Origin of the sequence: Vibrio sp. D54, assembly GCF_021728075.1 — a bacterium.
Taxonomy (GTDB): domain Bacteria; phylum Pseudomonadota; class Gammaproteobacteria; order Enterobacterales; family Vibrionaceae; genus Vibrio; species Vibrio alginolyticus.
Genome location: NZ_JAKKCS010000002.1, coordinates 308,969 through 322,197, shown reverse-complemented (window position 1 = coordinate 322,197; position 13,229 = coordinate 308,969). Strand labels below are relative to the sequence as shown.

The following is a 13,229-nucleotide window of genomic DNA, read 5'->3' as shown; positions in this document are numbered from 1 at the left end:
AAATGTTAGTTAGGCGAGTTTTAATTCATTAAAGAGCTCAAACAACTGGTTCGATTTATACGGCTTAGGTAAATAAGCATCCATGCCTGCCGCAAAACAGTTGTGGATGTCTTCTTCCAAAACACTCGCAGTGAGTGCGATAATCATCGTTTTTTCACGTCCTGCTTTCTTTTCCCAACGACGAATTTCTTTCGTCGCGGTCAGTCCATCCATCACGGGCATCATGCAGTCCATTAAAATTGCATCGAATTCTTCTCCCTTTGTGATGGCTTCTAACGCTTCTTGACCGTTGCTTGTTATCAAATAGTCATAACCTGCTTTATCCAGAAAAAAACTCGCTATTTTCTGGTTCATCAAATTATCCTCCGCAATTAAGATCCTCCGATGAGAGCGCGACGCTCGATATTCAGAGCTGACAACATTATTGGTGACATTGTCACTTGATATAGTCTTTTCAACCTTAGCTAAATCATCAATGACATGCTTAAATCGATTGCCAAGGAAAGGTAATGTGAGTACGGCATGTACTTTTTCTGCATTTTCGTAGGGAGTGGATAAATGATGCTGGCAAATAATCACACGGCGAAGATCGTAATTAAATGATAGATTATCCAAGATTTCATCGGTATTAGCGTCGTTACTGTGGCACAGAAATATGACATCAAAGTCATCATTTATCGCTTGCACTTCATTCACATTATTAACACCAAAGAGATTGATTTTCGCTAAACGACACTCTTTTAATACTTGGTCGGCGTAGTCGTAATTTGAGCAGATCAAAAGCCCTTTATTAATCACCTCAGAACGCCAGCCAAACACCGGAATTGCTTCAACCTCAATCGAGAATTCAAAGCATGTGCCCACTCCTTTTGTAGATGTTGCTACGAGCTTGCCCCCCATCATCGACACAAGCTGACAACAAATTGCCAAACCCAACCCTGTGCCGCCAAATTGCCTCGACACTCCTTCATCTTCCTGAGTAAAGGGTTCAAAAATCGTGGTTAACTTATCTTGATCAATGCCTATTCCGGTATCTTCTACTTTAAACGTCAGCACTCCACGTTCTTTCTCAAGTAACTCTTCATAACTAACATCAACGCATACATGCCCACTTTCGGTAAACTTAACCGCATTCGATACCAGATTCGTAACTACCTGTTTGACACGATGATCATCGACCATCACGCGAATGGGGATATTTTCAGCTAAATTAATACCTAACTTTAGCTGTTTAGATGTTGCTTTGGATTGGAATAAAATCATCGACTGATACACGACTTCTCGGATATCCGCTTCTACTAGTGACAGCTCCAATCGTCCAGACTCGATTTTAGAGAGATCCAATATATCGTTAAGCAAAGTAAGCAGCGTTTGAGATGAGGAGTCAATGTCATCAACAACTTCTTGTTGATGCGAAGACAACTCACTTTGAGAGAGTATTTCTGTCATGCCCATGATCCCGTTAAGGGGCGTGCGTATTTCATGTGACATGTTGGCAAGAAACACAGATTTTGCACGATTAGCCGATACTGCTGACTCTTTTGCATGCAGTATTTCTTCAGTTTGTCTCTGCATTTCTTCAACCACTCGATTCACTTGCTGAGCAAAAATGGTCAGTTCATCACTTCCATCAACTTTGACTTTTGTTTGCTTCTCTTCGGAGTTGATCAACGCGTTTAAAGTATGAATGATCGCATCGAGTTTGCTGTTAACTCGGAACCAAGTACTAAATCCGAGCCAACAAAGCAGGATAACCACTAAGGCGACGCCAAAACTGATCATCGCTATATTGGCCTTTTGTTCATGAACCTGCGTGAGAAGCGACTGCTCAGTTTGTTTGGTGAACCCATCAGTGAGCACTTGTAAGCGCTGCACACGAAAATCGAGTTCTTTTAAATACGCGGCGTAGTCACTTTGTGACATGTCTCCTGACATTAATTGTCCGCGAGACGCCAAGTTTCTCTGATATCTCGGCGAAGTAAACAAGCCAAGCAATTTATCCACTTGCTCGTATGACCCACCTAAGTTTAAAAACGCATCCAAATTTTGCTGCTGTCGGTCAATCGCCTGATAAAACATACTTTGACTTAGCCGACTCTCAGGGTCTTGGACTAAACGGTTCGTCAACCAAGCTTCTTTCTGTGTCCAAAAAGAGAGCTGAGCAAGGTAGGCAATAAAATTTTGCATGCGAATGCCGTCGTCACTGCCATACCATTGATGATTTTGCAACAAAGAGCGCGACATATTTTGGAGCTGTTGAAATGCCCAATCACCCAGGTCGTCCATCTCACTCAATCTACCTGACAATACCCCCAGCATGGCTTCTTTCAGTTCATCAGCATACTCAGCAGTATTAGGGTTACTCACAAACTTTTGATGCAAAGAAGAAATAACTTCACCTTGTTCTTCAATATTAATGGCTGCAGAGACTTGAAGATCAGGCTGTCGGCGTACTTTCTCTATGGAGTAAATAAAGTGGGAGGCCTTGGATATCAATTGGAAACCTTGAATATTGCTAACCGTTTGATTGAGACGGCTCACGCGCAACGCATTATCAGAAAACTGCTGAACTGCAAACACCACTATTACCACAGCGGGTAATAGTGCGAGGAGTGCTAAGCGTGTTTTTATTGATAATCTCAACATCCATCAGCCTAATGGTTGATTTCATCCGTTTATTTAATATTAGACTAGTTTCTTGCATTGAAAGGCATATACGACATTGTTACTTTCAAACAACATTCACCTACCTAGATTATGGTTATTGTGAGTGTTTTATCATCGGCTAATGAAGTGGCAATTGTGATTCAAGTCATATTTTTTGATCTTAAAGTTGGATGCAAACAATAAAGTTTCACTCACAACTAAGAGTCGCATCACTTTTCAGGAAATCATCTATTGTATGTTTACCTATTGAGTTGCCTTATCGAGTTAAATCACACAAAAATGCAAAATATCCATTTTTGTCAACAAAAATAATTTGAAAGCAAACGTTATCATCGCAAAAAAAGTAAGTTACTTTCTAAATGTCAATACGTGAAAACCACTGCTTTAGTCACATTAATCCACCACTAACGTCCCCTTAAGTAGTGTTTTACACTGGATTTAATTTTCCTAGCAGAATAAGGACTCCGACCTTAGAATCCGCACACATAACTATTACAACCCGATTACATAACCCACCACACTCTTGCACGCTGCCGAAGAGGCAACAGCAGAGAGTATGGTTAGCCCCCAAAACGTGAAAGGTCTAATACAACAATGAGTCCAGAGAAATATCTCCAAGACTGGCAAACTAGCCAAACGATTGCTGAATCTATTTCCCCTCTAATTGGTAAGCTATATCGTCAAAAAGGAATCGAAGTGGTTCTGTTTGGTAAAACGCTTATTAATGCTACTACTATAGACATTCTCAAAACTCATCGCGTTGCAAGACGTTATACCGGTAACCCACTTTCGCTTGAGCACACGATGCCTATTATTCAAGCGCTTTGTGAAATGAGCATTTCTTCATGCCGTGTCGATGTTGGCCAATTGGCAACTATGTACTGGAATGAACATGACGATACAAGCTCTCTAAACGATTTCCTTATCACTGCACTTGATGGCGCTCGCGACGCAGATTCTTCATTGAAAGCGCGTGATGTGGTTCTTTACGGGTTCGGTCGCATTGGTCGACTACTTACTCGCCTTCTCATTGAGAAAAGTGGTCCAGGTTACCCACTAAGACTACGTGCGATTGTGGTTCGTGGCGGTAAAAAAGGCGATTTGGAGAAGCGTGCTAGCTTGCTGCGTCGTGACTCAGTTCACGGTCAGTTCAACGGTAGTATTGTTATCGATGAAGAGCGTAAAGCACTGATCGTTAACGGCAACTACATCCAAATTATCTACGCAAATAACCCAAGCGAAGTAAACTATTCAGCTTTCGGTATCAATAACGCGCTAGTTGTTGATAACACAGGTGTTTGGCGTGATTCTGAAGGCCTGAGCCAACACTTAGCGTGTAAAGGCGCAGAGAAAGTACTGCTAACAGCACCAGGTAAAGGTGACATCAAAAACGTTGTATTCGGTGTAAATGAGTCGGTAATTAAAGAAGATGACACCATCATCTCTGCGGCAAGCTGTACAACAAATGCAATCACGCCAGTCCTTAAGGCTCTGAACGATAAATATGGTGTTCTTTCTGGCCATATTGAAACCGTGCATTCATACACAAACGACCAAAATTTGATCGACAACTTCCACTCTGGTGACCGTCGCGGACGTAGTGCTTCACTAAACATGGTTCTGACTTCAACAGGTGCGGCAAAGGCAGTTGCTAAAGCATTGCCAGAGCTTGCAGGCAAGCTAACAGGCAACGCGATTCGCGTACCGACACCAAACGTTTCTATGGCAGTCGCTAATCTAAACTTAGGTGAAGACGTAGACCGTGATTCACTGAACGATTACTTGCGTGAAATGGCGTTGAACTCTGAGCTTTCGGCACAGATTGACTACACCGATTCAACAGAAATTGTATCAACTGACTTAGTTGGTTCTCGTCATGCAGGCGTCGTAGATGGTCAAGCGACTATCGCACAAGACAAGCGTTGTGTACTTTACATCTGGTACGACAACGAATTCGGTTACAGCTGCCAAGTTGTGCACTGTATGGAACAAATGATGGGTGTTCGTTACCAAACATTCCCTCGATAGGTGAACTTTGCTCCACAACGTTAACCACATAGCGTAGCGGACAATATCTCATATTTGTTCTAAATAATAAGCGCCATGCGCATTACTAATATTTTTCCCCGTTTATACGCCTGATCACCCTCAGGCGTTTTTTCGTTTCATTCATTTGACACTCTCCGGACAAAGTGAACGTCAGCATTCATGTTTTGTTCATGTTCACAGCATTAATCTGAGCACATAAATTACAGAGAGGTCATGATTATGAATCGGATTATTGTAACTGCACTAGCACTGATTACCGGCTTTTTTACGTTAGTATTTAGCTTGATCATTGCGATTCCGTTGACCATCGCAGCATTAATTACCGGCAAGCGTATTGAAAATCGCGTCAAGAAAATGCAGAGAGAAATGCACGAAGAATATGAATTTAATACAGGTAAAGCAGATGCGATTGAAGGTGAATTTGAAGAGGTTCGCCGGTAAGTAAATAAGATTTAGATGAGTTTCTCTCCCCCGACCGCTCCTGAGAAACTTCTTGCTTTCACCCTGTCCTTAAAATGGCAGGGTGCTTTTTTGAAAAGCAGCCACACGGGCTGCTTTTAGTATTTCTGTCTTGCGAGCTTGTCTATACCGTTACGACCACTCTAAGAGCCAGCAGCATGAGTACTACCCCTGACAAACGATCAATCAACACTGCCTTAGAGCGAATTCTGTCAACGACTTTAGAGCTCGATAGCACTAGGGTAATAAAGGTGTACCAAAGCCCATCCACAACAAACGGCGTGGCAACAATGATCATCTGATTACTCAAATCATTACCGAGCGCGACAAACTGACTGAATAATGCGATAAAAAACAAAGCAATTTTGGGACTTAAAATCGAGATAAAAAAGCCTTCTCGCGCAGACTGGATTACCGTTGTTTCCTCACCTGACTCCAACTTCGCAGCCACACCACCTTTTGAACGCAAAGCATTAAACCCTAAATACGCAAGATATGCCGCACCCACAAGGCTAATCGTCTTGAACAACATCGGGCTTTGCTGCAAAACAACAGCGAGCCCAATCAAAGTAATAAACGCATATATACCAATGCCAAACGCATGAGCCCAAGCCGTAGCTAATCCATTGATACGTCCACCAGCCAACGAGTGCTTAGCGACAATAGCTAAGCTGGGGCCTGGTGACATAGCCCCTAATAAACACACGGTAAAAAGTGATAACCAAACTGTTAGTGTCATAAGAATCTCCCCTCTTTGAAGCTCACTCTATCAACGGAAGAGGTATAATTAGAAATCAAAGTTATTCATACTAATCATGACTTCAAGTCATAGCTAAACGGTGTACGTATTAGCGAATGGAATATTCAGAAATTTGCATTACTGAGCGAATCTCTTCTCGCACCCATTTATGCGCAGGATCCGTGTCGTATTTGGGGTGCCACATTAACCAATATTGATGAATAGGTGTTTCGAGTGGTAATGCTTTATGGGTTAAGTCCCAATGCTTAGCGAGGTTAACGGCAATATGTTCAGGAGCCACCATCAGGTGCTCACTTGCAACTAAGCGATTGATCGCAGCAGAGAAGAATGGAACCTTAAAGGTAACGTGGCGGGTGTGCCCTAGCTCTTTCAATGCTAAATCAGTGTAGGAATCTTTGTCTCCGCCGCCAGTCACTTTGATGTGTGAATATGAAATCAAGTCTTCAATACTGATCTGGTCCTGCTTTGCTAACGGATGAGAAGATTTCATCAAACAAACTGATGAATCCTCACCAATTTTAACGCTCGACACACTCTGTGGTTTTTCTGGATACATAGAAGACGCGATATGGATGCCCGTCTCATGAAGTTTATCAAGAAAGTTGGGTTGCCACAGTCGGTACGCCATATCTAACTGTGGCGCTTGTTCACCCAAGTGAGAGGCAATATCGGGCAATACGTATTGCGCCACGTAGTCACTAGAAGCAATAACAAGCTCACCTTGCCACTGCCGCGGCTCAAAAGGTTGGTCATCGAGTAAATGGTCAAACTCAGCCAGTAATGCATCAAGCTTTGATTTTAACGCTATTGCTCGTGGCGTTGGTATCAGTTGATTACCTTGACGAATAAGCAGTGGGTCACCACACAGATCGCGCAATTGTGCAAGCTGTCGACTGACAGCTGACTGCGTAATGTGCAAACGGTCTGCGGTCCGGCTGACATGACACTCCTCTAAAAGTACATGCAAGGATCTAAGTAGATTCAAATTAATGTTGTTTAACATATTCGCTCAGAAGGGTTTTCAACATGGCATCCATTCATGGTCACTTCACAAACAGGTTCCCAGTCGTGTTAAAGAATTCAGCTAAGACGGTATGAGTCATCAGGTTTCGAAGCTCTGGATATCGTTGAATTTGATCTCTGATTTCGTTCAAGCGAGCCATCGTAGGCACTTCGACAAAAACCATCATGTCCGTCTCACCGCTGATCGCATGACACCATTTTACGCCATCAATTTTGTATAACTCGTCCGCGTATGATTCGCAATAATACGTAGAGGTTGATTTATCGAACTTTAAGGCAAAATAGGCGCAAATCGAATCCCCACCCGAAGGTGCAATTTCAGCGTGATACCCTAGAATCACTTTGTCATGCTCTAGCTTACGAATACGGGCCGTTACCGCAGAACGAGAAAGGTTTACTTTATCCGCAATTTCAGTCACCGACAGCCGAGCGTTGTGCCTGAGCAGATCCACAATCTTATGATCAAACTTGTCCATACCGTTACCAAGCTTTCCTTATTTTTCTCATTCTATACCGATTCTAACTGCATAAGAAACCAACATTTTGTTGGAATTATTTAAAACAACCGTCATATTGACGGTTTAGTAAATCATTTTGTTATTAACATTTTGGATATGCTATTTGGCGGGCATGAGATGAGTGCTGTTATCCATTTCAACAGAAAATAGATAACACATTGAAATCAAATTCCCAACTTAAGTACTCAGCACATAAATAGCATCACTTAAACACATAAAACGAAATAACCAGAAGCCACAAGCTTTTTCGCAATAACCCTCATAACATTGGATGAATCAATTCGCATGGAAGAGCTCAAAAAAGACATTTCACTCACATCAGGTATCGCACAGTTATCCACCACATTAATGGGAACGGGGCTGTTTATGATCCCGGCTATCGCAGCAGGTATAGCTGGCCATTTTTCACTATGGGCTTGGATTTTATTGTTCATCGCGATTTGTCCTATTGCGCTGACTTTTGCTCAACTGGGTAAACGATACCCCAACGCGGGCGGAACAGCCTTTTTTGTACGCAAAGCCTTTAACGCCAAACTGGAAAGTAGTGTCGCTTGGCTATTTGTTAGTGTCATTCCGGTAGGGGTTCCGGCCGCGATTGCACTCGCCGCAGGCTTCCTACAACAAATATTGCCAGAGCCTATTAGCAACAATCTGTTTGCACAAGTTCTCACAGTAGTACTTCTTGTGTTCGTCAACTTGATGGGCACAAAATCATCAGGTCATTTACAAACTCTTATTGCTTTGAGTGTCTTCGCACTTGTTGGCGCATTTTTATGGAAAGGCGACGTTAACAGCGCCGATCTTGTGATGCCCGCCATCACACAAGAGTCAATTTGGCCTATTACCGCAGCGTTAGGCGTGATGTTCTGGTGTTTTGTTGGCATAGAGGCTTTTGCCCATATGGGGGAAGAGTTCAAAAACCCTCAAAGAGATTTCCCTATTGCCATTGTGGTCGGTTGTTTTGTAGCAGGGGCTACCTATTGGGCATGCTCTGTCGTTATTTTAAAATTTGGCGCGTATGGTAACGCTCAATTTGATAACGCATCCATCCCCTGGCTTAGTGCCCAACTACTAGGCGATGGAGCCAAATGGATAATCAGCTTGATAGGTTTCTCCGCTTGTTTCGCGAGCGTTAACTTATACACACAGAGCCTAGCACGAATGGTCTGGGCTCAAGCTCGTGAACATCGTCCTTCTAGTCCACTAGCCAAGATTTCGCGTCGTGGTGTCCCTTTCTCAGCCACCATATTAGTTGGCGGCATATTATTGATATCTTGTGTGATAGGAACCCTATCACAGCTCGATCTGGAGTTTTTCCTAAAACTCGCAAACAGTGTATTCGTTCTGGTTTACATGTTGGCGATGTTAGCCGCTTTCAAATTGCTTCGAGGATTTGGTAAAACACTTGCGGGACTGTCCCTGCTGCTTTGTACCGGTGTTTTTATATGTTTAGGCTGGTCAATGTTATATGCACTTGGCATGTTTACTCTACTTTTACTGCCTTGGAAACAGTGGCGACATAAGCGACAAACACGTGTAGTTGAATAGTCATCGCTTCCCATTTCGAAATATGTGAGCTAAACGTTGGATACCAGCGTCTATGTTCTCTAACGCGATATTGCCGTAACCAAGCACGGCACCATGCCAGTGACGTGCTTGAAAATCTGGGTGTTCATAATAGCTCAAAGGTCGCAAGATGATCCCTTCATGCTCTGCTAGTTTTATAAAACGCTGCTCATCCATACCGTCTTGCCATTTCAACGTAACATGAAGCCCCGCCGCTTGGCTAACGACGCAAACACGGTCGCCAAAATGCTGTTGAATGGATACATGCATCTGTTCATGCTTAGTTTTGTACAGTCGACGCATTTTTCGAATATGACGTAATAACCCACCTTCAGTAATAAAGTCTGCCAATGCTTCTTGTGTATGCGTCGGCGAATCACCACTTAACGCATCCTTAACCACTAAGCATTGCTCTACTAAACGTTCAGGAACTACAAGGTAGCCAAGCCGCAATCCGTTAAACATCACTTTACTGAAGGAACCCACATACAACACACGATCATCTCGACCCATTTGAGCTGCTAGCCCCTGTAAGCTGGTATAGGGACGATGAGCAAACTGAAATTCGCTGTCATAATCGTCCTCGATGATCCAACTTGATTGTTCGACCGCCCAGTTGATGATCTTTCCTCTTTGCTCGGTATTGAGCGTGGTACCCATCGGATATTGATTACTTGGTGTAATATACAGCGCATCGGCATCGCTTGAGGTCACCGCTTCCACATCAAAACCTAATTTCTCTGTTACGAACAAAGGCTCAAATTGATAGTTTTGGAACTGAATCAACTTCCGCATTTGCGCGTAACCTGGTTGCTCCATCAGAACCTTATCACCTTGTTTGAGCACTACCATCGTCGCAATTGACAACGCTTGCTGCGCTCCAGAGGTAATAATAATGCGCTCTGGAGAACAATTCACTGAACGGCTTGATGCGAGGTAGTCAGCTAAAGCACAGCGCAATGTCCAACTACCCTGAATATCTTGATTCCCCAACAAGCAAGTACGAGACATATGGCGAGTGAGTAACTTTTGCCATTGCGCCATCGGAAATGCGTCCAAATCCGGCACACCCGGTGCAAATGCGCGGTTGATATCAAAGTGAGCTTTCGGTGATGAGTCTCTCTGAACTGAACTAGGTTCAGGCAAGTACTGCTCTGGCAGTTCTACGGCAACATAAAAACCAGAACCTTTTTGGCTGTTCAAGTACCCTTCCGCCACTAACTGTTCGTAGGCAGAAATCACGGTATTCCTACTTAGATTAAGCTCTTGTGAAAGCTTCCGCGTAGAAGGCAGCTTCCCATTCTTCATCCACAGTCCTTGAACAATTTTCTTGCGAATAGCAAAAAACAACGCTTGCTGACGCGTTCCATCACTGTCTTTTAAATGCAGGTCACCGATATCAATCAAAGACAAACTGGATCCATCCATTAGTTAAAAGTGGCTCTCTTTAAGCTACCAGTTAAACGCTACATTGCAATCAAAGAATGAGGATCAATCGCTCGTAATCGTGAGCAAACAAGGAGAGAAAATGCTATCCAACACCAATAGAACGGAAATTAAGAAAGGCGCACATAAAGCCGTCTCTGATGTTAGCAAACTGCACGCCATCATAGATGAAAGCCTAATCGCTCATATTGCGATAACCAACGAGTCAGGCCCTGTGGTCATCCCTATGCTGGCATGGCGTGTCGAGGATTACGTGTATATCCATGGTGCCAACAACAGTCGACTGTTACGCTCACTCAAACAAGGAGTACAAACGTGCTTAACCTTTACTTTGTTTGATGGTTGGGTATTGGCTCGAAGTGCGTTTCACCACAGTGCGCATTATCGCAGTGCTGTGGTCTTTGGCCAGTTTGAGGTGGTGGAAGATAACCAAGAGAAAGACAGGTTGCTGAATCACTTTATTGAACAGATCGCTCCGGGGAGAACAGAACAAGTCCGTTTGAGTAATGAAAAAGAACTCAAAGCCACCATGCTACTGCGTATCCCGCTCACGGAGGCATCAGTGAAAATCAGCAATTTTGGCGTCAACGACGATGCGGAAGACATGGACATCCCTGTTTGGGCAGGTGTCCTACCCTACCGAACCGTCGTAGGTCCGCTGCAAGCTTGTGACGATTTGTATGAAGGTATCGCAGAGCCAGACTACCGCAGTGCCTACTCTAACCGTTGGCAGGAATAAGCACCGTAAAACGTGCGCCGCCTAAGTGACTCTCGCCGACAGAAAGCTCCCACCCCAGTTGCCGCGCTGCACTGGTAGCGATAGCAAGCCCTAAACCAAAGCCTTTCACGTCGGCGTTGCGGCTTTTATCTAAACGTGAAAATGGCATAAATACTTCTTCTCGCATCGCTTCAGGTATGCCCGGACCATCGTCCTCAATATCGATGCTCCAGCAATCCGCTACCATTCGAATCGTCACCTCAACGCAGGATTCACCGTAACGCTTGGCGTTTTGCAATAAATTATCGAGGACGAGGTTACCCAAAGTAGGCTGAAAGTGAATCAATTGGTTCGCGAGTTCCTTTTCTGCTCTCAACATGGCGGACTCTAAGCCTAGGTAATTCATGCGGCTTTTACACCAAAGTGGCAGTTCCATGGTTTCAACAGAATCGATCCATGAGTGGTTTTTCACACTCAAGCGAGACAGCATGACGATGTCGGATGTTAAATCCGTCACTACATCAACGTATCGTTCAATATCGTCATGTAACTCTGCCTGCATTTCACCACTCGTGCGTCGAGCTAAATCCGTCGCTAGCTGAATACGACTCAGCGGAGTGCGCACTTCATGAGGAATAGCTTGAGTAAAGATGTGTGTTTGGCGTACTCGTCTCTCAATCTCTTCAGACATGCAGTTGAAGCCTTGGGCGAGCTCTTTCACGGGTTGCGAAAATTGCTTTAGATCGACTCGCGTATTCAACTCACCAGAACCAAATTGTTGTTGCGCAGCCGTTAGTTGCCGAATTTGGCGGTCAAGACGTCGTACAGGTATGTAAACCATAATGCCTAAACTGCATACAACAACCAAAAGCAGAGTAAGTATAAATACAATCTCAGAATCTTCATTCCAATCAACGTGTGGGCTAAAGAAGTCCGTTTTTTCTTTGAAAACTAAACTCTTCGAAGTGTTAGGCAAAGGGAACACCGCAGCATAGGTACTGCCGTCAATAAGATAAACAGGTATCCCTTGCATACGGTACAGCAGATTACAATCTCGACAAGGTGGTGATCCGTCCCAGTTTTCAACCAATGTTAAATCAAAGATAAAGAAATCTTGCTTGCCGTTTTCGGTTAACTTCTTGTAGAGAGAATCCGGAGTACCTCGTTGCTCAATGTATTGATCGACAAAATAAGCACCATCACTCAAAAAAACACCGACTTCTGTTTTGCGCATGTACTCTTCCCCTATAAAGAGAAACAAAGCAACAGTCAGCGCAAGGCCGGTTACTAACCCCACATATAGACGAGTAAACAGGGAAAACATGCGTCATTTACCTGTCAGCATGTAGCCGTGGTGACGTATGGTTTTAATGGTAGCCGTATGGATATGAGCCTTAGAGAATTTCTTCCTTAGCGACGATATACGCATATCAATCGAACGATCAGTAATGCAGTATTCAATGCCTCGGGCAAGACGGCAACATGATTCACGAGATACTGGCTTATCGACATTCAGCATCAGGAGCTCTAAAATTTCAAACTCAGAACTCGTTAAACCAATATCTTTTTGCAAATAAAATGCCTGGGAGCGACGAAGACAAAGACTAATGCCATATCGGCTCAGCTTTTCTTCTTCAACGATATCAACTTGACGACAATAGCGACGCAACGCTGCTTCAATACGGGCGAGAAGGATATTGCCTTTTATCGGTTTGGTAAGGTAATCATCAGCACCAAACTTAAATAAGCTCACCTCGCTCATTTCATCATCGGTCGCAGTCAAAACAATGATAATACCATGATAAAACTTACGCGCCTCTTGGCATATTTCTGCGCCATTTTTTCCTGGTAACATCAAATCTAACAGCACTAGGTCCGGCTTGAGCCCCTTAATCGTTTCTAATGCATTTTGACCGTTATCGATGACAGTTACCGTATATCCCTCGGCTTCGAGGTACATTTTGGTTAATCGAGCAATCTCTGAGTCGTCTTCTACCAGTAAGATTGTATTACCCACCATGAA

General features: G+C 43.7%; 11 protein-coding genes. 4 read left to right on the top strand and 7 right to left on the bottom strand.

Translation table 11 applies throughout. From position 1 onward, the window contains the following. Window positions 1-9 precede the first annotated feature (9 nt). Window positions 10-2,646, bottom strand: a complete 2,637-nt coding sequence (locus L3V37_RS04100; RefSeq protein WP_130546376.1) for an ATP-binding protein — start codon at window positions 2,644-2,646, stop codon at window positions 10-12. Window positions 2,647-3,261: 615 nt separating this feature from the next. Between L3V37_RS04100 and L3V37_RS04095 the strand changes: the two genes are divergently transcribed. Both L3V37_RS04095 and L3V37_RS04090 read left to right on the top strand, forming a co-directional pair. Then, window positions 3,262-4,695 carry a glyceraldehyde-3-phosphate dehydrogenase gene (locus L3V37_RS04095; protein ID WP_237305885.1) on the top strand — a complete coding sequence of 478 codons (1,434 nt, stop codon included), beginning with the start codon at window positions 3,262-3,264 and terminating at the stop codon, window positions 4,693-4,695. Between the two features lie 240 nt (window positions 4,696-4,935). Continuing rightward, a complete protein-coding gene (locus L3V37_RS04090; protein WP_021035939.1) occupies window positions 4,936-5,157 on the top strand; it encodes a hypothetical protein in 222 nt (73 codons plus the stop codon). 142 nt (window positions 5,158-5,299) lie between these two features. Here L3V37_RS04090 and L3V37_RS04085 read toward each other — a convergent pair whose 3' ends face one another. The 3 genes from L3V37_RS04085 to L3V37_RS04075 form a co-directional block, all read right to left on the bottom strand. Beyond that, entirely contained in the window at window positions 5,300-5,914 is a 615-nt protein-coding gene (locus tag L3V37_RS04085) for a LysE family translocator (protein WP_005373611.1), read from the bottom strand. Between the two features lie 109 nt (window positions 5,915-6,023). After that, window positions 6,024-6,938, bottom strand: coding sequence for a LysR family transcriptional regulator (locus L3V37_RS04080; RefSeq protein ID WP_017819875.1), 915 nt, complete (start codon window positions 6,936-6,938; stop codon window positions 6,024-6,026). A 40-nt stretch (window positions 6,939-6,978) separates the two neighbouring features. Next, the gene (locus L3V37_RS04075; RefSeq protein WP_005373615.1) at window positions 6,979-7,434 is read right to left on the bottom strand and encodes an Lrp/AsnC family transcriptional regulator; all 456 of its coding nucleotides are present in this window, start codon (window positions 7,432-7,434) and stop codon (window positions 6,979-6,981) included. 327 nt (window positions 7,435-7,761) lie between these two features. On the opposite strand from L3V37_RS04075, the gene yjeH reads away from it, so the two are divergent. Continuing rightward, window positions 7,762-9,024: an L-methionine/branched-chain amino acid transporter gene (gene yjeH, locus L3V37_RS04070; protein WP_237305884.1), complete on the top strand. Its 1,263-nt coding sequence runs from the start codon at window positions 7,762-7,764 to the stop codon at window positions 9,022-9,024. On the opposite strand, the gene L3V37_RS04065 is transcribed toward yjeH, so the two are convergent. Next, a complete protein-coding gene (locus tag L3V37_RS04065) occupies window positions 9,025-10,470 on the bottom strand; it encodes a PLP-dependent aminotransferase family protein (protein ID WP_237305883.1) in 1,446 nt (481 codons plus the stop codon). A 100-nt stretch (window positions 10,471-10,570) separates the two neighbouring features. Between L3V37_RS04065 and L3V37_RS04060 the strand changes: the two genes are divergently transcribed. Next, window positions 10,571-11,227: a pyridoxamine 5'-phosphate oxidase family protein gene (locus L3V37_RS04060; RefSeq protein ID WP_237305882.1), complete on the top strand. Its 657-nt coding sequence runs from the start codon at window positions 10,571-10,573 to the stop codon at window positions 11,225-11,227. Here L3V37_RS04060 and L3V37_RS04055 read toward each other — a convergent pair. Continuing rightward, window positions 11,208-12,530, bottom strand: a complete 1,323-nt coding sequence (locus L3V37_RS04055) for an ATP-binding protein (protein WP_237305881.1) — start codon at window positions 12,528-12,530, stop codon at window positions 11,208-11,210. The two genes, L3V37_RS04060 and L3V37_RS04055, sit on opposite strands and share 20 nt — an antisense overlap. A 3-nt stretch (window positions 12,531-12,533) precedes the next feature. After that, window positions 12,534-13,226, bottom strand: coding sequence for a response regulator transcription factor (locus L3V37_RS04050; protein WP_005373624.1), 693 nt, complete (start codon window positions 13,224-13,226; stop codon window positions 12,534-12,536). Between the last annotated feature and the right edge of the window lie 3 nt (window positions 13,227-13,229).

Coding starts and splice junctions, on each gene's coding strand:
- L3V37_RS04100 (WP_130546376.1), bottom strand. CDS start 2,646: ATGTTGAGATTATCAATAAAAACACGCTTAGCACTCCTCGCACTATTA.
- L3V37_RS04095 (WP_237305885.1), top strand. CDS start 3,262: ATGAGTCCAGAGAAATATCTCCAAGACTGGCAAACTAGCCAAACGATT.
- L3V37_RS04090 (WP_021035939.1), top strand. CDS start 4,936: ATGAATCGGATTATTGTAACTGCACTAGCACTGATTACCGGCTTTTTT.
- L3V37_RS04085 (WP_005373611.1), bottom strand. CDS start 5,914: ATGACACTAACAGTTTGGTTATCACTTTTTACCGTGTGTTTATTAGGG.
- L3V37_RS04080 (WP_017819875.1), bottom strand. CDS start 6,938: ATGTTAAACAACATTAATTTGAATCTACTTAGATCCTTGCATGTACTT.
- L3V37_RS04075 (WP_005373615.1), bottom strand. CDS start 7,434: ATGGACAAGTTTGATCATAAGATTGTGGATCTGCTCAGGCACAACGCT.
- yjeH (WP_237305884.1), top strand. CDS start 7,762: ATGGAAGAGCTCAAAAAAGACATTTCACTCACATCAGGTATCGCACAG.
- L3V37_RS04065 (WP_237305883.1), bottom strand. CDS start 10,470: ATGGATGGATCCAGTTTGTCTTTGATTGATATCGGTGACCTGCATTTA.
- L3V37_RS04060 (WP_237305882.1), top strand. CDS start 10,571: ATGCTATCCAACACCAATAGAACGGAAATTAAGAAAGGCGCACATAAA.
- L3V37_RS04055 (WP_237305881.1), bottom strand. CDS start 12,530: ATGTTTTCCCTGTTTACTCGTCTATATGTGGGGTTAGTAACCGGCCTT.
- L3V37_RS04050 (WP_005373624.1), bottom strand. CDS start 13,226: ATGGTGGGTAATACAATCTTACTGGTAGAAGACGACTCAGAGATTGCT.